General features: G+C 62.9%; 18 protein-coding genes. 1 reads left to right on the top strand and 17 read right to left on the bottom strand.

Annotation, left to right across the window (positions count from 1 at the left end; genetic code table 11):
* Positions 1-80: 80 nt before the first annotated feature.
* The 16 genes from CORGL_RS04225 to CORGL_RS04150 all read right to left on the bottom strand — a co-directional run bounded on the left by CORGL_RS04225 (position 81) and on the right by CORGL_RS04150 (position 19,824).
* Complete coding sequence (locus CORGL_RS04225) at positions 81-1,271, bottom strand: coproporphyrinogen-III oxidase family protein (RefSeq protein ID WP_013708684.1); 1,191 nt, start codon at positions 1,269-1,271, stop codon at positions 81-83.
* Position 1,272: 1 nt separating this feature from the next.
* Entirely contained in the window at positions 1,273-2,277 is a 1,005-nt protein-coding gene (dusB, locus tag CORGL_RS04220; protein WP_049777681.1) for a tRNA dihydrouridine synthase DusB, read from the bottom strand.
* On the bottom strand, positions 2,270-4,078 hold the full coding sequence (gene lepA / locus CORGL_RS04215) for a translation elongation factor 4 (protein ID WP_013708682.1): 1,809 nt from the start codon (positions 4,076-4,078) through the stop codon (positions 2,270-2,272). Before lepA ends, dusB begins: the two co-directional genes overlap by 8 nt.
* A 72-nt stretch (positions 4,079-4,150) precedes the next feature.
* Positions 4,151-4,414 carry a 30S ribosomal protein S20 gene (gene rpsT / locus CORGL_RS04210; RefSeq protein WP_013708681.1) on the bottom strand — a complete coding sequence of 88 codons (264 nt, stop codon included), beginning with the start codon at positions 4,412-4,414 and terminating at the stop codon, positions 4,151-4,153.
* 197 nt (positions 4,415-4,611) lie between these two features.
* Positions 4,612-5,583, bottom strand: coding sequence for a DNA polymerase III subunit delta (gene holA, locus CORGL_RS04205; protein ID WP_013708680.1), 972 nt, complete (start codon positions 5,581-5,583; stop codon positions 4,612-4,614).
* 50 nt (positions 5,584-5,633) lie between these two features.
* Entirely contained in the window at positions 5,634-7,970 is a 2,337-nt protein-coding gene (locus CORGL_RS09370; protein WP_013708679.1) for a DNA internalization-related competence protein ComEC/Rec2, read from the bottom strand.
* Positions 7,967-8,713 carry a ComEA family DNA-binding protein gene (locus CORGL_RS04195; RefSeq protein WP_013708678.1) on the bottom strand — a complete coding sequence of 249 codons (747 nt, stop codon included), beginning with the start codon at positions 8,711-8,713 and terminating at the stop codon, positions 7,967-7,969. Before CORGL_RS04195 ends, CORGL_RS09370 begins: the two co-directional genes overlap by 4 nt.
* Positions 8,714-8,892: 179 nt before the next feature.
* The gene (gene ftsH, locus CORGL_RS04190) at positions 8,893-10,848 is read right to left on the bottom strand and encodes an ATP-dependent zinc metalloprotease FtsH (RefSeq protein WP_013708677.1); all 1,956 of its coding nucleotides are present in this window, start codon (positions 10,846-10,848) and stop codon (positions 8,893-8,895) included.
* Positions 10,849-11,070: 222 nt separating this feature from the next.
* A complete protein-coding gene (locus CORGL_RS04185; protein WP_013708676.1) occupies positions 11,071-11,946 on the bottom strand; it encodes a TrmH family RNA methyltransferase in 876 nt (291 codons plus the stop codon).
* Positions 11,943-12,530 (bottom strand): NADPH-dependent FMN reductase family protein, encoded by a 588-nt coding sequence (locus tag CORGL_RS04180; RefSeq protein WP_013708675.1) that lies wholly within the window; start codon positions 12,528-12,530, stop codon positions 11,943-11,945. Before CORGL_RS04180 ends, CORGL_RS04185 begins: the two co-directional genes overlap by 4 nt.
* Complete coding sequence (locus CORGL_RS04175; protein ID WP_013708674.1) at positions 12,527-13,123, bottom strand: dihydrofolate reductase; 597 nt, start codon at positions 13,121-13,123, stop codon at positions 12,527-12,529. The genes CORGL_RS04180 and CORGL_RS04175 overlap by 4 nt, the downstream gene beginning before the upstream one ends.
* A gap of 23 nt (positions 13,124-13,146) precedes the next feature.
* The gene (thyA, locus tag CORGL_RS04170; protein ID WP_013708673.1) at positions 13,147-13,995 is read right to left on the bottom strand and encodes a thymidylate synthase; all 849 of its coding nucleotides are present in this window, start codon (positions 13,993-13,995) and stop codon (positions 13,147-13,149) included.
* 94 nt (positions 13,996-14,089) lie between these two features.
* Positions 14,090-15,199 carry a PLP-dependent transferase gene (locus CORGL_RS04165; protein ID WP_013708672.1) on the bottom strand — a complete coding sequence of 370 codons (1,110 nt, stop codon included), beginning with the start codon at positions 15,197-15,199 and terminating at the stop codon, positions 14,090-14,092.
* A complete protein-coding gene (gene thrS / locus CORGL_RS04160) occupies positions 15,199-17,130 on the bottom strand; it encodes a threonine--tRNA ligase (protein WP_013708671.1) in 1,932 nt (643 codons plus the stop codon). Before thrS ends, CORGL_RS04165 begins: the two co-directional genes overlap by 1 nt.
* A gap of 47 nt (positions 17,131-17,177) precedes the next feature.
* Positions 17,178-17,609 (bottom strand): zinc ribbon domain-containing protein, encoded by a 432-nt coding sequence (locus CORGL_RS04155; RefSeq protein ID WP_013708670.1) that lies wholly within the window; start codon positions 17,607-17,609, stop codon positions 17,178-17,180.
* 220 nt (positions 17,610-17,829) lie between these two features.
* The gene (locus CORGL_RS04150; RefSeq protein WP_013708669.1) at positions 17,830-19,824 is read right to left on the bottom strand and encodes an oxidoreductase; all 1,995 of its coding nucleotides are present in this window, start codon (positions 19,822-19,824) and stop codon (positions 17,830-17,832) included.
* Between the two features lie 206 nt (positions 19,825-20,030).
* On the opposite strand from CORGL_RS04150, the gene CORGL_RS04145 reads away from it, so the two are divergent.
* Positions 20,031-20,870: a histidinol-phosphatase HisJ family protein gene (locus tag CORGL_RS04145; protein WP_013708668.1), complete on the top strand. Its 840-nt coding sequence runs from the start codon at positions 20,031-20,033 to the stop codon at positions 20,868-20,870.
* Here CORGL_RS04145 and CORGL_RS04140 read toward each other — a convergent pair.
* A complete protein-coding gene (locus CORGL_RS04140; protein WP_013708667.1) occupies positions 20,867-22,258 on the bottom strand; it encodes a bifunctional folylpolyglutamate synthase/dihydrofolate synthase in 1,392 nt (463 codons plus the stop codon). The two genes, CORGL_RS04145 and CORGL_RS04140, sit on opposite strands and share 4 nt — an antisense overlap.
* Positions 22,259-22,313: the final 55 nt, after the last annotated feature.

The raw sequence follows: 22,313 nt of genomic DNA, 5'->3' as shown, positions 1-22,313 counted from the left end.
GCGCTGCGGGTGCGACATCGCGTTTGAGGAGGAATTGCGAATCTCGGGCACGTGGTGCCGCCGCGACGGACGGCGAGCGACTAGCCATCAGCCGCCAGATCCCACATCAAGCCGTAGAGCTCGTTGCCGAACAGCCACCCCCGCTCGGTCGGCACGAGGCGCTCATCCCGGCCGACGCGCGACCACGACGCGAGGCCTCCCTCGAGCGCAGACTCGAGCGCTCGCGTGAGCGCGGCGTCACCCAACGTCGTTCGCGCGCGGTCCAGCAGACCTGCTCCTATGCCCGCGCTCATCCGCATCCCGAGCATGAGATCCTCGGCGACGGTCTCGCGCTCATCCAGAAATTCAGCTTCAAAGCTCCTCCCGCGAGCATCCCGCTGACGCAGGCGCACGCGCGCCGCTCGCGGCCCCGGCTCGACTCCGGGAAACGCCTCGCGATATCGGGTGAACTCATCTACCGAGAACATGGCTGCCGCCGATGGTCCGATGGCCGCATAGCTTTTTGCGGTCCAGTACGCGATATTGTGCAGGCATGCATGTCCGGATCTGGCATAGCTGGCGACCTCGTAGGGCTCAAAGCCCGCTTCGCGGAGCATCGCGCGCGCAGCGATCATGAGATCCGCCTGCAGATCCTCATCGGGAACGAGATGCGCGTCGCGCGCGCAACGGCGCTCGAAGGGCGTTCCGGGCTCAATCGAGAGCGGATACACCGAGATATGATCGGGTGCGGCCTCGATCACGTCCAGCAGCGTGCGCTCCCAGCTGTCAGCGGTCTGCCCCGGCAGACCGCACATGAGATCGCATGAGACAGACATGCCCGTCGCGCGCGCGATCTCGATGGCGCATAGCGCGCGCTCACGCGTGTGGATGCGGCCCATCACGGCCAGCTCCTCATCTATGAGGCTCTGAACGCCCAGAGAGATGCGCGTGGCGCCGGCGCGCGCTATCGCGGAGCAGAAGCTTGCCGTGCACGACTCTGGATTCGCCTCGCAGGTGATCTCGACCGGCTCGCACCAGCGGCGGATGCGCGCGACCGCACCGGCTAGAGCGGGCCCGAAAAGAGAGGGGGTCCCCCCGCCGATATAGCCGCACCGAAGATGATCGAGAACCCCGATCGAACCCAGCTCGTCGATGCGCGCGCAAACCATGTCAAGATAGGCTCCTGCCTGCGCGTCAGATCCTCGAGCACCCAGTGCGCAGGAGAAGAAGTCGCAGTACGGGCAACGGCTGCGGCAAAAGGGCATGTGCACGTACAGCGCGTGGACACCCATCTCAGCGCGGCTCCTCCCGCGCTTCGGAGACGACGTCGTTCTCGATCTCGTCGATCAGCGCGCAGAACGCATCGTAATCCCCGCAGCGCACGAGCCGGGCCCGCCATGCGGCCGCGTTCGGCATGCCCTTGAGATACCATGCGGAGAACGTCCGAGCGCGCGACATATGCGGCGCATGATCGCGCGCGAGAGCCAGATGCTCGCGAAGCGCGGCCAGACGGCTGAGACGCGAGCGGGGCCGGGGCGCGTTCCCGCGCGCGATCGAGGCGGCATCCTCGAAGATCCAGGGCTCACCATAGCTGCCCCGAGCGATCATGACCGCGCTCGCAGCGGTATCGCGCAGCATCGCGACCGCGGCCTCGGCGGTGAGGACGTCACCGGAGCCGATGACCGGGATCGTCACCCCGCAGGCGACCTCATCTATGATCGACCAGTCGGCGCGACCGCGGTAGAGCTGAGCGGCCGTCCGTCCGTGCACGGCAACAGCCGCAAGACCCTCCTGTTCCAAGCGTCGAGCGAGCTCGGGAGCCGTGCGGGTCCCCGAGCGCGTGCCGATCCTGATCTTTGCCGTCACGGGCACGCGCGCCACGGAGACGCAGGCGCGCACGATGCGCGCCGCCAGATCGGGCTTGTCCATGAGAGCAGCGCCCTCACCCTTTGAGACGACCTTGCGCACCGGACACGCCATGTTGATATCGACAAGCGAGAGACGTTCGCCCACCCGTTGCTGGATCATCTCGACGGCGGCAGCAAACTGCGCCGGCTTGGAACCGAAGAGCTGAACCGAGAGCTGGGGCTCCTCCGCATGAGGTTCGGCGAGCTCGATGGTGCGCGCGCTCGCGAAGGCGAGACCGGCGACGCTGACCATCTCGCTGTAGGCGAGTACGGCACCGTGACGGCGACACATGATGCGATAGGCGGCATCGGTCACCCCGGCCATAGGCGCGAGCAGGAAGGGAGCCTCCCCGAGCGCGGATGGGGGAAACACCGCGCGCACCTCAGTCATCGACCTTCAGAATCGCCATGAACGCCTCCTGCGGGACCTCGACCGATCCGATCGCCTTCATGCGCTTCTTCCCCTGCTTCTGCTTCTCGAGCAGCTTGCGCTTCCGGGAGATGTCGCCGCCGTAGCACTTTGCGAGCACGTCCTTGCGCCTCGCCCTGACCGTAGAGCGCGCGATGATTCGCCCGCCTGCGGCAGCTTGGATGGGCACTTCGAACAGCTGACGCGGAATGATCTCCTTCAGGCGATCGCACAGGATCCTTCCTCTTGCATAGGCCTTGTCGCGATGCACGATAAAGGACAGCGCGTCAACCGGCGTGCCGGCGAGCAGAACGTCGAGCTTCAGCAAATCGGAGGGCTCATAGCGGAAGAACTCGTAATCAAGCGAAGCGTATCCCTTTGTTCGGCTCTTGAGCTGATCGAAATAATCCATGATCAGCTCCGAGAGCGGCATCTCCCAATGCATCTCGACCGTGGTGGGAGAAAGGTAGACCATGTCCTTGAACGAGCCGCGATGGTCGATGGTGAGTTCCATGATCGCACCCACGAAGTCCGGTGGCGCGATGACCTTCACCTTGAGGCGGGGTTCCTCGATATGAGCGATGCGGCCGGCATCGGGCATGTCCTGCGGGCTGGTGATATCGAGAACCTCACCTTTCGTGGTATGCACGCGGTAATCCACCGAGGGACTCGTCGCGATCAGATCAAGATCGAACTCTCGCTCGAGGCGCTCCTTTACGACCTCGAGATGGAGCAAGCCCAAAAACCCCACGCGGAACCCGAAACCGAGCGCGGCGCTCGTCTCGGGCGCATATGCGATCGAGGGATCATTCAGACGCAGTCTGTCAAGAGCGTCACGCAAGTTCTCGTACTGATCGTTGTCGATGGGGAACAATCCTGTGAACACCATCGGCTTCACCTCGCGATACCCCGGACAAGGCACTTCGGCGGGGTTGCGATCCAGTGTCAAGGTGTCCCCGACACGCACGCGAGAGGGGTCCTTGAGACCGGTCACGATATAGCCCACCTCGCCGACGTCGAGGCGCGCGAGCGGTGTCTCCTTGGGCCGGCGAACACCGAGGTCCTCGATCTCGAACACATCGGCGCTCGCCATGAGGCGCACGCGATCGTGCACGGAGAACGCACCGTCCATGATGCGCACGAGCGTGACGACGCCGCGGTAGGAATCGAAATAGCTGTCGAAGATGAGCGCCTTCGGGGGGGCGTCCCGCTCACCGGTCGGCGCCGGCACCGCTCGCACGATCTGCTCGAGCAGATCGTGTATGCCCTCTCCGGTCTTGCCCGAGACGCTTACCGAATCCTCCGCTGGTATCGCAAGCCCCTCCTCGATCTCCGATCTCGTACGGGCGACATCGGCGGAGGGAAGATCGATCTTGTTGATGGCGGGAATAATCGAGAGTCCGGCGTTCATCGCCAGAAGAGCGTTGGAGACCGTCTGCGCTTCGACGCCTTGTGTGGCGTCCACGACGAGCACCGCGCCCTCGCAGGCGGCAAGCGAGCGGGAAACCTCATAGGCGAAGTCCACGTGCCCAGGAGTGTCAATAAGGTTGAATTGATAGGTCTGTCCGTCATCGGCGGCATACATCACGCGCACGGCGTTGCTCTTGATGGTGATGCCGCGCTCGCGCTCGATGTCCATCGAGTCGAGCACCTGCTGGGCCATGTCGCGTTCAGCGATGGTGTGCGTGCACTCCAAGATGCGGTCCGCGATGGTGGACTTGCCGTGATCGATGTGCGCGATGATGGAGAAGTTTCTGATGTATGAGCTGTCTGGCTTGTTCATGTAGGACATTCTACCAAATGAAAAGGCCCCGCCGGAGCGGAGCCTCGATATCGTGCGTTTGCCGAGATGGCGCTATCGGATGGTGTTGACAAGACGCTGAACGCCCGACTTGCGGTTGGCAGCTTGGTTCTTGTGGATGATCCCCTTGGCGGCTGCCATATCGAGGCGCTTGTAGGCAACGGTTGCAGCGGTCTTCGCAGCCTCGCTGTCCTGCTCCTCCACTGCCATGTGGACATGCTTGATGAGGGTCTTCAATTCGGAGCGCACCGAGCGGTTGCGCATGCGAGCGCGCTCGTTGGTGCGGATACGCTTCTTCTGAGACTTGATGTTCGCCACGTGCTGAGTTCCTTTCGAATTCCGTCGTGTGAACCGGCTGGCCGGTCTGCGAGATATGGTTGATGTCACAAGCGGGAAGTATACCACGCGTCTCGTTCATCGGAGACGAAAATCGCCGAAATCGTTGCAAATCGTGAATGTGCCCCCATAGGATGCGCACATGCGCGGCTCAGGCATCCTTCCCGGGCGCAAAGCTCCTAGGAAGAGGCGGCCTCCCCCGCGATCTGCGCGATCCAGCGCAGCAGCGCCGTTCGCGAATCGCGCGAGCCCTTGAGTGCGAGCTCGACGCGCACAGCCGCGCGCAAGGCGTCCAGCAGCTCGATCATCGCGAACCCTCGAGACCAGCGAATATGGTTTTTCACCTGCCAGGCCTGAACGCCGAGCTCACGCGCGAGATCGCGTGGATGCCCGCGGGCATCGAGCGCCTTGGCGCAGATGAGCTCGCGCAAGCGACCGGCTATGAGAGCATAGAGCCTGATGTCGCTGTTCGAGGGCATCAGCTGGTACAGCTCGATCGAGCGCGCGATATCGCGAGCGCTCAGCGCGTCGAGCAGATCCCATGGCTGCACCTCCGCGGTCCGCATGACGAGACGCTCGACATCAGCGACTCCGATCTCGGGAGCCTCGGTCATCCTCGCGAGCTTCTTGAGCTCGTTGTCGAGCATCCGCGTGCTCAGCCCCGAGCGCCCGACGAGTTCCTCGGCGGCCTGCCTCGTCATCGTCTTTCCGTGACGCCTCATCATGCTCTGGACCTGACCGGGAAGCTCCCAGCGCTTCTTTGTCGCGCAGTCTATGAGCGCCTGCGCGCCGAGCGCCGACACCGCCTTGTGCAGGCGCGTGCTTCTGGACAGGGAGGTGGCGATCACGAGACAGACCGTCGTGGGAGCGGGATCGCCGAAGTAGTCCACCAGCATCTCGCTCATGGGTTTCGCGAGCCTATCGCAGCCGTATAAGATCACCAAGCGAAACGGGGCGTCCATGGGAAACGTGTTGAGAGATGAGATCAGGCTGTCAACGTCTTGCTCCTTGGTCATATCGCGTTCATCGAGGTTGAAATCGGCCATGCCGTCCATCTCCAAGCGGGCCTTCAGCCGACCGACTGCGATGTCGCGCTTGACCTCATCGGCACCGATGATGAGATAACCCGGAAGCAGGCGCTTCTCAGCCATGTTTTCGCACACCACCTTCGCTGGTTCATCGCGAGTCAGAAGAATGCGCTCTATTGTACTCCGCCGGCGTGCTCGACGTTGAGACGGACGCCGTCCCGGTCCGGAAACAGCGCGACATCTCCGACGTCTATCGTGCACAGGAATCGGGCCCCGAAGTGCTTGACCGCTTCGACGCATTTCTCGGTCGGATGGCCATATCGATTGTTCTTGCCGGCGCTCGCGATCGCCACCGCCGGCGACAGCGTCCGAAGCAGATCGTCGTCGACGGAGACGGCGGAACCGTGATGCCCGAGTTTCAACACGTCCACTGAACCGACGCCGGCGGCGTAGCGTCGCTCCTGTTCCAACTCGGAATCCCCGGTGAGAAGCACGGAGAGACGGCGGCCGTCGCGCTCGTAGCGCATATCGACGACAAGCGAGTCACCGTTCTCAAGGCCCCCCACCGGCTCTCGCGGCCATACGATCTCGCCGTTGAACGCGCCGATTCTCAGCCGATCGCCTGCCGAGACCTCGACGATGGGCGGCAGATCCGCCGAAGCGAGCTCGGGGGGCACGTTGCCCGATGCTCCTCGAGCGACGAAGAGGCGATCGACGGGCATCATGGAGACGATGTAGGGCACCCCTCCGCAATGGTCCAGATCCCAATGCGTGATGAGAACGGCATCGAGCCGATAGACATTGTTGCGCACGAGCGCCGAGCAGACGGCATCATCCACGCCGGCGTCGACGAGCATCGCCGCGGACCCATCTCGAATCAGTATGGAATCTCCCTGACCGACGTCGAGCACGGTCACGCACGCGGGCGCGGCGCGAGTCCAGAAGAGCACATGGCCCGCGCACAGAACGGCGATTAGCCCGACGACCGCGAGCAGCTGCCATCGTCTCACATCTTTCCACCAGGCGAGGAGCGCGCACGCCAAAAAGCAGGATGCGGCCGCCATCAGCGGAGGCATGGTCGCATACACCGAGGAGAACGGCACGGCTGCCAGGAGCTGGGCCGCAAAGATAGAGACGCGCGCCAGCGCCTGCGGCACGAAGACCACGGGAGCGAGCACGGGGACCAGCGCCCCGAGCGGAGCCGCGACAAGGCCGCATACGAGCAGCGCGCCCATCACCGGAGCGAGCACGAGGCTGGCAAGAGGAGCGATCAGGGAGATCTGACCGAACGCGGGAACGGCGAGAGGCAGGGTCGCCCACTGCGCGCAGATCGTGATGGCGAGAGCCTCGGCTATGAGTGGGGGGAGCCCGCAGCGGCACAGGATGCATGTGATGTAGCGCCCGAATATCGAGATGAACAACACGCTTGCAACTGAAAGCTGAAACCCCAGTTCATAGACGATGCCCGGAGTCATGATGACAAGCGCCGCCGTGACCAGCATGAGCCCGGACAGCGCGTGCGCGCGACGCGAGCCGAGGCGCGCCGCCATGCCCAGAGCCGCCATGGAGCACGAGCGCACAGCTGAGGGGGAACAGCCCGTAAACAACACATAGACGCCCATCACCAGCAGCAGACAGATGGTGCGACCGCGGGGCGAGAGGGGCATCCGAAGAAGCAGCGATCCCAGAAGAGCCGAGAGAACAGCGATGTGGCTTCCGGATATCGCGATGAGATGGACCGCGCCCGTCCTGCTGAATAAATCGGCGGAGGACGTCCGGTTGAACTCGCACGATCTGCCGCACACGACCGCGGCGGTGAGCGCGGCGGCGTCATCGCGACTCGGACCGATGACGGAGAGCATGGATGCGCGAGCGGCGCCGAGCGGATCGAATGAGCTCGCTTTGCTCTGGTGTGTCACGCGAACGCTCTGAACGACAGCGATCTCGCCTCGCATGAAGCGGCTGCGCGACCAGTCGGTATCGTCGAGCCGCTTGGCGCGACCGATGAGCGCGAGGCTGCAGCCGCGCTCATATGTCTTGCCGGTGCTCAGGCGCACGCGAGCGACTTTGACTCCATCGGAGTCAAATGCGTCCGCGCTGATCTGAGCGCCCAGATCCGTGAGCGTCGGATCGCCTCGTGTGACAAAGCGATAGCCGCTCACGGGCGCTGAAAAAAACGCCTGCATCGCGGTCGCGCGCGCTTGGAGGGCCCAGCAGCTCGCCATGCACGCGAGCACGATGCCCGCAGCTGCCCACAGAAGCCAGCAACCCAGGGCGCGCGCGGCACCTCGGTGCCGACGCAGCCGCCACCCGGTGAGCGCCATACCCCCGGAAGCGAGGCCGAAGATGACGGGAACCCAAATCGGCATCAGCGAGACCGCACCCGAGAGAGCAAAACGCCAACCGATCTCGAATATGCAAGCAGCCGTCGCGATCGAAGCCGCGGCGGCAGCCGTCGCAGGTGGAATATATGGTCGAGGAGGCAGCTCCGGGTTTGCCTTGCGCCTCATGCGCAGATCTTGCTTTTCAGTTTCTCGAACTTCTTCTCGCCGATCCCGCTCACCCGCATCAGATCCTCTATGCCGGAAAACGGGCCGTTCTGAGTGCGATCGTCAATGATCGCCTGCGCCGTCGAAGGTCCCACGCCGGGAAGCGCATCGAGCTCCTCTGCGGTGGCGGTGTTGATGTTCACCAATGAGCTCGCACCCGATGCCGCCCTGCCGCCGGAATTCGATCCGGCCTTTTGGCCAGCGGGGGCAGCGGGTGCTCCCTGCTCGCCCTGCCGGGGGACATAGATCTTGTCTCCGTCTGAGACCTTGGCGGCTCGGTTGAGCGCCGAGACATCAGCGTCTGAGGAAAGGCCACCGGCTGCGGCGATGGCATCGGCGACGCGGGCACCGGAAACGAGCTGAACGACGGCGGGCGCCATGACGGCACCCGAGACGTCGACAACAAGCTGCTGTGTCTCGGTCTGCTGATCATCGCTGTCTTTGGAGCCCGCAGCGCGGCCATTTCGATCCCGTTTGCCCGATCCGCTCTCATCTCGACCGCGCGACCCCCGAGCGGTCGAGCCGGTGTCCGACCGGACATCCCGCTCGATCGAGACGGCCCGACCATTCGCCTGCATCGCGCCTACGATCACGGCGACGATGACAAGAATCGCGATCGCCGCGGCGATCAGGGGCCGACGTCCAAACCGTTTTTGTAATCGAGCCGCCTTGTCCGCAGCGCCTGCGCGCGAAAGCTGTGCCATGGTTCCACCCCCTTGGCCAGCATCATCGCATGATTGCTTCTGGAGGAGGCGACCAAAGAGAACTTATGCCGCGCGGGCTTACCGATTCCTTGTCGGTTTCTGATCGCGAGAATCACCGATGGCAAACTCGCACCACACGCGATTTCTCAGCGCGTTGGGGCCTCAAGCTGTCTATCGCATCAGGCCCGGGTCTGCGAAGCGCTCTCGGATTCAGCGGCGGCGCCGTCCGATTCGGCCGCGCTGCCGGTCTTCGGCTTCGGGATCAACGGGTTTTCGCGGCTGAGCAGGTTCATGAACTCCTCGCCGGTGATGGACTCCTTCTTGTAAAGGTAGCGCGCCAGCTCGTGAAGCTTGAACTTGTTCTCCCTCAGCAGCTGCAGCGAACGCTGATGCGCCGCCTCAAGAAGCTTCTGCACTGCTTCGTCGACGCGTTCTGCGGTGCCCGGCGCGCAGGTGAGCGACGTGTCCTGATTGAGATAGGCGTTCTGCACCGTACCCAGAGCCATCATGCCGAACTCCTTGGACATCCCGAAGCGCGTGATCATGTTGCGCGCAAGCTTCGTCGCCTGCTCGATGTCATTGGCGGCACCTGTGGTCATCTCATCGAAGATGAGCTCCTCGGCAGCCCGGCCGCCGCAGTAGACCGTCAGCTTGTCGAGCACCTCCTGACGCGTGGTCAAGAACTTCTCATCATCTTCAACCTGCATCGTATAGCCCAGAGCTCCCGACGTGCGCGGCACGATCGTGATCTTGGTGACAGGTGCTGCACCCTTCTGGCTCGCGGCGACGATCGCGTGCCCGATCTCGTGATAGGACACCACCTGTTTCTCATGGTCGGAGAGGACGGTCGATTTGCGCTCCATGCCCGCGATGACGACCTCGACCGATTCCTCGAAATCATCTTGGGTGGCGCGCTTGCGCCCCATGCGCACGGCCCGCAGGGCCCCCTCATTGATGATATTTGCCAGATCGGCCCCCGAAGCTCCAGGGGTGGCCCGCGCGACCGCATTCAGATCGATGGGCTCCTCCGTCTTGACATCCTTCGAGTGAAGCTTGAGAATCGCGTTTCTGCCCGCGAGATCGGGCAGCTCGACCGGGATCCGACGGTCGAAACGACCCGGCCGGAGCAGCGCCGGATCGAGTGTATCGGGACGATTCGTCGCCGCGATGACCACGATTCCCTTGTGGTTGTCGAATCCGTCCATCTCAGTCAGCAGCTGATTCAGAGTCTGCTCGCGCTCATCGTTGCCCGAGATGCCACCGCCGTCCCGGCGTTTGCCGATCGTATCGATCTCATCGATGAAGACGATGCACGGGGCCTTCTCGTTGGCCTGTTTGAACAGATCGCGCACCTTCGCCGCGCCGCGCCCGACGAACATCTCGACGAACTCGGAGCCCGAGATCGAGAAGAACGGCACGCCTGCCTCGCCGGCGACCGCCTTCGCCATCAGGGTCTTGCCGGTTCCCGGGGGGCCGACGAGCAGCGCGCCCCGCGGAAGCTTGGCACCTATCTCCTCATAGCGCTTGGGATTCTCAAGAAAGTCCACGACCTCTTTGAGGGCCTCCTTCGCCTCCTCCTGGCCCGCCACATCCTTGAATGTGATACCGACCTCCTTGGAGCCGATGATCCTCGCCCCGGACTTGCCCAAGCCGCCGCCCATACCGAAACCACCACCGAAGTTCATAGAGGGTCCGTCGTCGCCCATCGACTTCTTCATACGGCGGTTGAGCAGCCAACCTGCGAGTGCGAAAAATCCGATCGGGAGAATCATCGTCAGCAGCAGAGAGAATATCGCGTTGGAACTGCCGTCGTTGTAGGTCGACTTGAGCGAGGCGCCGGCTTTGAGCACCCGATCGGTGAACGCCGCATCGTTGGGAACACCCGTCGTCCGGTAGGCGATGCTGTCGTCCTCCCCTTTTTTCTTGTAGAGGATCTCATAGGAATCCGTGTGATACTCCACCGAGTCGATATTCTTCTTGTTGAGATCGTCCACGAATTGAGAGTAATCCGTATCCTTGATCTGCTGCTGCTTGACTCTGGGCAGTACGAACACGTTCACAATAAGATAAACTGCGCAGATGAGCAGGATATACATCAGCAGGGTGCGCTTGCGTTTGCGATCATCCATCTCCATGAAGAGAGCTCCGTTTCAAGAGAATCAAGATGGTATAACGATACCCGAGCGAAACGCACATAGACAGGGCCAACGAGCAAAAAGGAAGAAAAGGTGTCAAAACTCGATATCGGAAAGGTGCAGATCTGCACCGGAGACGCCAAGGCCTAGACGAGGGCGGCATCGGTCTCGCATCGCGCGCCCAGTCCCCGACGCGATGCCGTCTGCGCGGCGGGCGAACGATCATGCAAAGCGGCTGGGACGATATCTATATCTGTTGGTAGCGTGAGGGCAGAGCTGCCAGAAGACGACAGCAGAGGCGGCGGCCACGTTCAGCGAGTCCACACCGCCCGCCATCGGTATGCGAACGATCATGTCGCACGCCTCGATGACCCGATCGCTGAGACCGCGGCCCTCGGTTCCGAAGAACAGCGCCAATCGATCGATTGCTGTGAGAATCGGGTCGTCCAGAGAGATCGATTCGTCGGCCAGCGCGAGCGCGGCGCACGTGAAGCCGGCGGCGCGCAGCGTCGCCATGCCGTCTTGAGGCCAGCTCGCGCGATCTGCTCCCAATCTCGTCCAAGGCACCTGAAACACCGTGCCCATGGACACGCGAACCGCTCGACGGTACAGAGGATCGCAGCACGTGGGGCTGACGAGCACCGCATCGACGTTGAGTGCCGCCGCGCTGCGAAACGCCGCACCCACATTCGTGTGATCGACGAGGCCATCGAGAACGCAGACGCGACGGCATCCCGCGAGCATCTCGACGGGGTCCGGCAGAGGCGGACGGCGCATGGCGGCAAGCGCGCCTCGCGTGAGCGCGAAGCCGGTGAGCGATACCAAAAGTTCCTGAGCTGCGACGAATATGGGTATCGGTTCGGCTGCGTCGACAAGCGCGAGAATCGGTTCGAGCGACTCGAGACGGTCCTCGGCCACAAGAAAGCTGATCGGCTCCATGCCCGCCTCGAGCGCGCGCTCGATCACCTTGGCGCTCTCAGCGATAAACAGGCCCTTCTCGGGCTCGAGAACCGATCGCAGCTCTCGCTCGGTGAGTCGCGCATAGGCGTCGAGGCGCTCATCTGCCAGCTCGCGAATACGTACGAGCTGGCATCTCACGAGAAATGTCCCGCGATGCTGCTGATGGTGCGCTTGATGAGCGCGACCACGCCGCCACGCGGATTGGCGGCCTCGGCCGAGAGTCGACGAGCGCGCTGAGCGTATTGCTCATCGATGATGTCACCGTACTCGTCGAGGATCTTGTCGTAGAACGCGACGGCATCTGCGATCTCCTGCTCCGAGGGGTGTCCCTTGTGCAGGCCGCCGAAAAGACGAAACGGCCCCCATGTGTCATAGCCCAGGGCGCCGTAGGCGCCCAGATACGTCGCATGCTTCATTCTGCAGACACCATCCAGGTCCCTGCCATACCAATTGTTTCGGCCACCATAGGTCATGAGCCCGAACACCTTGTCGCCGGGACGCAGCGCCGCCTCGACCGCGCGCATGAGCCGCTTGTCCATGGACGAGTAGTATATGCCCGAGGCGACGCCCACAAGATGGTAGCGGTCGATGTCGGGGCGCGCGTCTTTGCTGAGTGCGCCGACGTCGATCGCATCGACCTCGGGATGGGCCGCCAAGATCGCGTCCACGAGTCGCAAGGTGTTGCCATGGTGCCTTGAGCGATACAGGATGACGGTTTTCACAGGGAACTCCTCACGTAGACGTCGAACGAGTACCCGAGACCCTCGTCCCCCTCGCCGGACGCGAGCACCGCGCGGGTCCCGGCGCACTCCAGGCTCCAGGCGGGATCGACATCCAGATCCGGGAAGTAGGCGTCGCAGGTCCGCACGCAATCGTGCTTCGTAACGAAAGCCCGACTGCAGAAGGGAAGCAGCAATCGATAGACCGCTGCGCCACCGATGAGCCATGCCTCGTCTTCCTCTGCGATGGCTCCGATCGCTGCCGCGGCCGTGCAGACGGTCGTCACGCCTTCGCGCGCGAAGGTCTCATCGTGCGTGAGCACGATGTTGCGACGATCCCTGAGGGGGGCGCCACCGGGCAGGCTTTCCAGCGTCTTGCGACCCATGATGACGGCATGGCCGCGCGTCAAGGAGACGAAGTGGCGCATATCGACGCGGTTGCGCACGACCATGTCGCCCGCGCATCCGATACCCCAATCCCGACAGACCGATACGATGGCGAACAGGTTGGGCAGGGTGGAAGACGTCGGCTGCGACGCCCGCGATCCAAGCGATCGGCCCGTACCGATCGATGTGACGCTCTCGGTTTCTCTCACATGCGCTCCTTGTACCATACGCCCTACACGGCAATCGGGATGTCTTTGATCTGCGGCCCGTGAACGTAGTCGCAAACGAGCAGATCATCGGTCGTGAATGCGTAAAAATCGGTGACGTCGGGGTTGAGCGCAACCTTGGGCGCGGGGTGGCGCGGACGCCCGATGAGCTCGCGAACGATTTCGACATGTCGATCGTAGATATGCGCATCGGCGATCACGTGCAGAAGCTCGCCGGGGATCATGCCGGACACCTGAGCTACCATCATGAGCAAAAGCGCATACTGGCACACGTTCCAGTTGTTGGCCGCGAGCACATCCTGGCTGCGCTGCATGAGAACCATGTTGAGCGTCAAAGCGTCATCGCCGGGGCACCGGGTAACGTTGTAGGTGCAGCTGTAGGCGCATGGATAGAGGTGCATGTCCGATAGATCGGCGAACGTGTAGGTGCTCGTCATGATGCGCCTGGAGTAGGGCGTGTGCGAAAGATCGTAGAGCACGCGGTCCATCTGGTCGAACTCGCCTTCCGGATAGCGACTGAGCTGGGCGATCTGGTATCCGTAGGCCTTGCCGATCGAACCGGACTCATCTGCCCACCTGTCCCAGATATGACTGTTGAGATCGTGAACGTTGTTGGATTTGCGCTGATAGATCCAGAGCACCTCGTCCATCGCGCTTTTGAGAGCGGTTCTGCGCAGCGTGAGAGCTGGGAACTCCTCACGCAGATCGTAGCGGGCGGTGACGCCGAAGCTCTTGAGGGTGTAGGCCGACGCGCCATCAGCCCATCGGGGACGGACCCGCTCACCTTGCGTGCTGGTTCCGTTCTCGAGGATGTCCTCGCACATTCTGACGAAGATCCCATCGGCTCTGCTCATGTAGTGTCCCGCCTTCCTGATCTGCCGAAAACCATTCTAGCGCTTTGTCGCGCCCCACACGTCCGCACCGACGCCCGCCTCATGTTCTCCGATATCACGATGCGAGCGCGTGCTCGATCAGGTTCAAGACGACCAAAGGGTCGTCGGTGCCGACGGATAAGATGACCCGGCGACCCCCTCCCCTTTCGCGATCAGCGCGAACAGAGGACGCGGCCGAAAAGACGCGCGCTCGCGTGATCCGAGCGGGGTCGTGCTGATCCGGAGTCGAAGGGGAAACCATCAGGGATGAGGCGGATGTCCCGGATCTATGATCAAGGGCTTTTGCAATGGATGTCGCTGACTCGATGCCGTCCAGATCGATCTCGATGATCGGACCAAAACCGTGTCTGAGCACGCGAGACGCCCGCTCATGATCCACGTGCGCCTCGAAGCCCGGATAGCGCACGGCTTCGACGCGCGGGTGGCAGCTCAGATATTCCGCTATCGCGCGGGCGTGATCGTTTCTCTTCTGAGCGCAAAGCGCCTGCGCCCGTACAGCGCGCTCGGCTGCGCAGACCAACTCGGCGGACAGCTCAACCTCATCGATATCCGCGGCAAACACCCGTCTGGCGAGTCGCATCCGAGATCCGCGCGCGCGGCCGCACGCATGTTTCCCGCCCCGCCTGCGCGCCTCGCGCCATGCGAGGGCCACAAACGACAGCGACACGGAATCTGATGGGCATTCAGGCTCGATGACGGATACAACGAGAGGCTCTGCGACCGCATCCGCGCCGAGCAGAAGGGGGGTGCAGCAAAAATGCGTCGCGATCGAGTTGTCCACGATCAGCACCGCTTTCGCCTGTGCAGCGGCATCAGCCAGCGCGCCGATGTCGGCTACGCGCGCGCCCGTCGGCGCGATCGAGGAAACGAGCCAGATGAGGCACCGCTCGGCGGCGACGCCATCGTCGGAACAGAAGAAGGGCTCCGAGGCAGCCGCGAACGATGCCGCTTCGATATCATCGGCGACCCGGAGTAGGGCACCGGCGCGCGCATCGGGTTCGATCTGCTCTGCGATATCCCGGTTGCAGATCAACATGTCTTGAGGCCGGATGATCGAGGATGACGCAAGAGCCCGGCAGACGCTGTCCGAAGCGAGCAGAAGCGCATCGTCGGCGGAGAAGGACTCAATGAATGCGGGGTCGAGCCGATCGCTGTGAGCGGACATCACACGCGAGCGGCCTCGATGATGCTCAGAAACTCGTCGATCGGCATGGATCCCCGATCGCCCTCGCTGTGTTCGCGAACCGACACCGTGCGAGCGGCCGCCTCCTTGTCCCCGACAACGAGCATATAGGGTACCTTTTTAGCCTCCGCGCGGGCGATCTTGGCACGCATCGGCTCGTTGTGCTCGGCGACCTCGGCGCGCCCGCCGGCCGCCTCGATGAGTCGCTTGATCTCGCAGGCGTAGTCGAGATGACGATCGGCGATCGGGATGATGGCGCACTGCACCGGAGCCAGCCACAGCGGAAAATTACCCGCCGTGTGCTCGATGACGATGCCCAGAAACCGATCGATCGAACCGAAGATGGCCCGATGAAGCATCCATGGGCGCAGCTCGTCGTTGTCGGCCGTGCGGTAGCTCAGATCGAAGCGCTCAGGCAGGTTGAAGTCCACCTGGATGGTCGAGCACTGCCAGGTTCGCCCGAGCGAGTCTTTGACCTTCACGTCGATCTTGGGACCGTAGAACGCACCGTCGCCGGCGTTGATCTCAAAGGGTATACCGCGTCGGTCGAGCGCCTCCGCCAAGAAGCGCTCCGCCTTCTCCCACATGTCGTCGCCACCGATGCTCTTGTCCGGCCTCGTCGAGATCTCACAGGTATAAGGCAGCTCGAAGGTGCCCATGATGAAATCGACCGTGTCCATGATCGAGTCGATCTCGTCGATCACCTGATCCTCGCGGCAGAACACGTGCGCATCATCCTGTGTGAAGCCGCGCGCCCGGAACAGCCCGTTCACAGCTCCTGACAGCTCGTGCCGGTAGACGGTGCCGAACTCGAAATAGCGGATGGGCAGCTCACGGTAGCTGTGCAGATCGTTTTTGTAGATGAGCACATGGCCGGGGCAGTTCATGGGCTTCACACCGAACTCCGAGAGGCGCGGCTCCTCCGCGGTACCCTCGTTGATGTTGAAGAAGTACATGTTGTCGCGATAGTAGCCGTAGTGACCCGAGGTCTTCCATACGTCGGACTTGTAGATATGCGGGGTGATGACCTCCTGGTAGCCGCGACGATACAGCTCGCGGGACAGCCAGGTCTCCATGAGGCGGATCACGCGCGCGCCGGCGGGCAGATACAGCGGCAGCCCCGGGCCGGCCTCGTCGAACATCGTGAAGATGCCCAGCTCTCGGCCGAGCTTCTTGTGGTCGCGCTTGGCGGCCTCCTCAAGGCGGAACAGATGCTCCTCGAGATCCCTCTTGGAGAAGAACGCGGTGCCGTACAGACGGGTGAGCATCTCGTTGTCGGCGTTCGCGCGCCAGTAGGCGCCGGCGAGCTTCGTGAGCGAGAACGCCTTGAGCATCCCAGTCGAGCTCAGATGCGGCCCGGCGCACAGATCGATGAAATCGCCCACGCGATAGATCGTGAGCGCATCGCCGTTCGCCTCGTGCTCGGCGATGAGTTCGAGCTTCAGGGGCTGATCGGCCAGAAGTCGACGCGCCTCGTCATAGCCGACCTCCTCGCGCACGAAGGGAAGATCTGCCGCGACGATCTTTTTCATCTCGGCTTCGATGGTCGAAAAATCGTCCGGGCTGATCGAGCGGGGCAGCCGCATGTCATAGTAGAAGCCGTCCTCGATCGCGGGACCCGTGCCGAACACCACGTCACCGTACAGGTGCGCCATGGCGGCGGCCAGGATGTGCGCCGCGGAGTGGCGCAGCACGGCGAGCGCGTCGGCACCGCTTCGATTCGTCAGGATCTCGACCTCGTCGCCACAGGCGAGCGGCCGGGCGAGATCGACGATCTCGCCGTTCACCTTGCCGGCGAGCGCGGCGCGGGCGAGACCGGCACCGATCGACGCCGCGAGGTCGGCGAGCGTCGATTCCGCCGGCAGCTCGCGCTGCGAGCCATCCGGGAGCCTCACCGAAATCTGATCACGCATATGCGATTCCCTTCCGGACCGTCGTGACGCGAATCACGGGATCTGTCCTATTTGATATGCGTCCTGCAGTAGGGGCAAACCTTCCAGTTCGCATCCAGCGGCCGCTTGCATGACGGGCACACATTTCTGACCTGCGTGTTGCACACGGGGCAGACGATGAAGTCCTTTTCGATCGGAGCTCCGCACTGCGGACATGACCCGTACTGGGCGAGCTGCCGCTCGCGGAGAGCGACGTCGAGCCTCTGCTCCTCGCGATCCGCGAGAAACGTGCTCGGCCGCAACACGAGATAGGCGACGATGCCGGCAAACGGGACGATGGCGATGAATCCCCACAGCCAATACATCTCGACACCGCGTCGGCGGGCGTCAATGACGACGTAGACGATCGAAAGCAGATAGATCGCGATGATGAATCCGATGAACAGGTAGATGACCGCCATGATCTGAGGCGACATGAGTTCTTTCGCGTACTGTTGCATGCAGACAACCCCTTCAGTCCGTACGGCGCGAAATCAAATCGAACCGGTTGCGGCGCTCCGACCCCCGAAGCCGTGGCCCGACGGCGAAAAGATGCGCCGGGTCAAACCACCTGAGACACCATAGCGCACCGACGCTCGCGACGCCAGCTGAGACAGGCTCTCCAAGAAACGAACGCGCATCTCGCGCGAGCCGGGGCAGCTCGACGCGAGATGCCCGGCCTCAGATGTGGTTGGCGATCTCAAAAGCATCCCAGATCGCGTACATGATGTTGGAGACGTGTCGCGCGTCGCCCAGAAGGTATATCTCGGGCGCGCTCGATGCCAGCTTTTCGTAGAGCGCATTGTTCTCGCGATAGCCGACTGACAAGATCACGCTGTCGCAGGGCAGCTTCTGTGCGCCATCAGAGGTCTCCACCGTGAGGATTCCGTCCGCGTAGCTCTTCGCCTGCGCACTCGTGATGACGCTGATCCCGTTATAGGGCACGAGCCGCTCGAGCATATCCCTGTTCGCGGAGCACAGCGGCCCGTTCAGGGCCAGAATCCTCGACATGGCCTCGACGATCGTCACATGCGTACCGTTCATGGCGAGCCACAGCGCCAGCTCGCAGCCGACGAGTCCGCCGCCGATCACGGCGGCGCGTCGGCCCGCATCGCGCTCTCCCAGAAGCACTTGGGCCGCGGTGAAGGTGCGCTCATCGTCGCCGAGCGAGAAGACCTTCGGCACGGACCCTGTCGCTACGATCACCGCATCGAAATCACCGCGTGAGGCGATCTCCGAGGTGATCTCGCTTCCCAGGTGCACGGGAACTCCGAGCTGAGCCAACATGGTCACGTACCAAGCCGCCAGGGCGTGGTCGTCCTCCTTGAAGTCGGGGACGCCACCGGGAATGAGATTGCCGCCCAGCCGCTCGGTGCGCTCGAACAGCTCCGGAGTGTGGCCGCGCAGCGCCAGGACACGCGCCGCCTCGCAACCCGCGACGCCACCGCCGATTATCATGACATGCTTCGGCGCGCCCACAAGCGGCGTCAGAGCCATGTCGCTCTCGCGTCCCGCCTGCGGGTTCACAGCGCAGCTCAATGCCGCAAAATGTTGAATGCGGCCCATGCAGCCCTCTTGGCACGAAAGACAGGGGCGCACCTGGTCGAATCTTTTCGATCGAATCTTGTTCACGATCTCGGGATCAGCCAGAAGCGGACGACCCAGTCCGATCATGTCGCAGTCGCCCTCTGAGAGCGCGGCGGCGGCCACGTCGGGATCGTCCATGCGGCCCGCGCATATGACCGGCACGCTCACAGCCTGCTTCACGACCTTGCAGAATGCACGATAAAGGCCCTTTTTCTGATACATCGGCGGATGGTTCCACCACCACGAGTCATAGGTTCCCACGTCGCAGCTGAGCGCATCGTAGCCGAAGGACTCGAGCAGTCGAGCCGCCTGAATGCCCTCCTCGGTGTCGCGTCCGCGCTCTTCGAAGGTCTCCTCCGGCAGCGCTCCGTCGCGCCAGTCCTTGATCATGCTCTTCAAGCTGAATCGCAACGAGACGGGGAAATCGGCGCCGCAGCGCGACTTTATCTCCTCGAGGATCTCGCGCGCGAAGCGCAGACGGTTCTCAAGCGAGCCGCCGTACTCGTCCGAGCGTCGGTTGAACATGGAGATCGCGAACTGATCGAGCAGATAGCCCTCGTGCACCGCATGGATCTCGACGCCGTCGAAGCCCGCCTTCTGCGCGTTTCGAGCACCCTGACCGAACGACTCGACGATCCGTCTGACCTCTGATATGCGCAGAGGCCGGCAGGTCGTGTCAAGCCAGCGATGCGGGATCGCGCTCGGAGCGACCGCCTGCGCGTCTCCCACGGTCCCGGGAATCGTCACACGTCCGAATCCGGCGGACATCTGCAAGAATATCTTTGCGTCATACGCGTGCACCCGCTCGCACATCTCGCGACTCGTACGGATGAACTGCGGAGGATTGAAGGTCGAGAGGGGGACGTTGCCCACTCCGTGAGTCTCGACGTCGGTGTCGGAGAAGGTGACCCCGGTCGTGATCAGACCCGTGCCGCCCTTTGCACGCGCGACGTAATAATCTATTCCGCGCTGACTCCAACCTCCACCCGCGTCTGAGAGTCCGAGCGGACCCATCGGCGCCATGACATAGCGGTTTTTGATCTGAACCGAGCCGATGCGTGCAGATGAAAACAAGATGCTGTGATCCATGTACCCTACTCCTCCTTGAGCCGAGCTGTCGACGTGAATGACGACATGATCATTGTATGCCCAATTTGCCTCGGCGCACACGAACCAGACGGATGCTCTGCGCTATCATGGTGATTCATTGCGTCGTGCGCGGCTGCTCGCGTGCGCGGGCAAGTATTGTGCCACCGCTCGGTCGCAGGTCGGACGCTGCTCGAGAGAGGATCATCATGCTGGCGGATTACCACGTTCACTCAGCGTTCAGCGATGACTCGAACTATGCGGTCCGAGACATCTGCCGCGATGCGCTCCGTCTCAATCTGGACGAGATCTGCTTCACCGACCATGTTGACCCGGGCGTCAAGCCCGAATTCGACCATCCCGAGTCCGCTCGCATCGAGAACGGGACGGCCATCACGAATGTCGATTACAAGAGCTACTTTCCCGAGATCCAGCGGATGCGCGAGCGATGCGCACCTGATCTGCGCGTGCGCTGCGGACTCGAGCTCGGTGTCCAAACCGGCACGGCGGCGTTCTCGGCTCAGTTGGTCGAGAGATACCGCAGCTCTCTTGACTTCGTGATCCTGTCGATTCACCAGATCGACAATCTCGAGCTGTGGACCGGGGAGTTTCAGGCGAAGCGGAGTCGTCGGGCCTGTTACGAGGCCTACTACGAGGAGATGCTGCGCGTGCAGGAGCGCTTTGACGGATACTCGGTCCTGGGCCATCTCGATCTCATCAGGCGCTACGATTCGGCCGGACCCTGGCCTTTCGAGAGAAACCGCGATATCATCGCGGCGATCCTTTCGCGCGCGATCGCCGATGGAAAGGGAATCGAGGTCAACACCTCGTCTTTCCGCTATGGACTTGACGACCTCCAACCTTCGACCGAGATCCTCGAGCTCTACCGCGATCTCGGGGGTCGCATCCTGACCATCGGAAGCGACTCGCACAAACCCGAGCATCTGGGATCCTGGCTTTCGTTGGTCGCTCGGAGGTTGGAGGCGATGGGATTCAGCGAGCTGTGCACGTTCGAGAGGATGGAGCCCGTCTTTCACCCGCTGCGCTAGCGTCGCGCGATCCCTGCGACCTCACCGGCCAGCGTGATCGTTCCAGCAGCGACCACGGATGATGCCGAATCCGAAAGCGCGCGCAACGCGTGACGAACCGTTGGGAAGACACCAATGAGATCGTGCTCGTCGCGGTTCTCGCGTTCGAGCTCGCACCGCACGATCCGGGCGAGATCCGAGGCGCGCACGGCGCGACTCGACTTCGTCTGGGTGACGGCAACGCGGGGAAACGCGGGGATGAGAGCGGCGGCGACACCTTCGACATCCTTGTCGGAGAGCGCGGCGATGAGCAATGTCGGCCGACATCGCTTATCCGCCTCGATCGCGTCGAGCGCTGAGACGAACACCTCGCAGGACTGCGGATTATGACAGGCGTCGACGAGCAGAAGCGGATGGCTTCGAATGAGATCGAAACGACCCGGAGTAGGGCATGACGCGAGACTCGACTCCAGCCGCTCGCCGTCTAGCTGCCGACCAAGATAAGCTTCGACGAGCATGATGGCCGTCGCTGCGTTTTGTGCCTGGTAGATTGGCTTGGGCATCTTCACGCGGTAGAGGAAGCGGGCCGTTCTCGTCGAGAACGCGACGGAATCCCCCAGATGCTCCGGCGCATGCAGCAGCTCATGGTTCGCGATCAGGGGCTCGACGCCGCAGGAGCGACAGCGCTCGTCCATGACGCGCTCGACGCTGGCCTCATGGGTACCCTCTCCGAGAACGCAGATCCGCCCGGGCTTCACGACGGCGGCTTTCTCTGCGGCGATCTCAGCGAGCGTGTCACCCAGGATGCCCATGTGATCGAGACCGATGCCCGTGATGGCGACAGCCACCGGATCCGTGGCGCTGGTTGCATCCCATCTGCCGCCGAGGCCGACCTCGAGCACGGCGACATCGACGGCTTCGAGAGCGAAGATGACGAGCGCGGCAACCGTGAGCAGATCAAAGGGAGTGATGACGTATTCCTGCTTGTTCGCTGCGCTGCGAGCCGCGTTGACACGTCTTCCCGCCTCGACCGCCGCCGAGACACCGTGCGCGAACATGTCGTCTGAGACCACCGATCCGCACACTTCCATTCGCTCGGGGACGCGCACGAGCTCGGGAGATGTATACAGTGCCGCGCGCTTTCCCTCGCCGGCGAGAATCGCTGCGCTGAAGCGAGCTGTCGAGGTCTTTCCGTTCGTACCGGCGATCTGCAGGCACGCCAGGTGGCGATCGGGACGCTCGAGCATCTCGAGCATATCGACGACGGTCTCGAGCAGCGGGGTGGCACCGCTCGATATGCGACCGGTATCCGCTGCTCGCGCGCGGGCCTGCTCATAGCTCAGCTTCGGGACGCGGAACGGAATCTCGTAGCGAGCCGACTCCTCATCTGGCGCGATCGATGCGCTCAATACAGTTCATCTCCTGCTCATCTCGAATCGGGCGCGCCGGATGCGCGAATCGCGC

Source organism: Coriobacterium glomerans PW2 (assembly GCF_000195315.1).
GTDB classification, from domain to species: Bacteria; Actinomycetota; Coriobacteriia; order Coriobacteriales; family Coriobacteriaceae; genus Coriobacterium; species Coriobacterium glomerans.
Note: the sequence above shows the minus strand (reverse complement) of the source record. Positions and strands in the feature narration are given on the sequence as shown.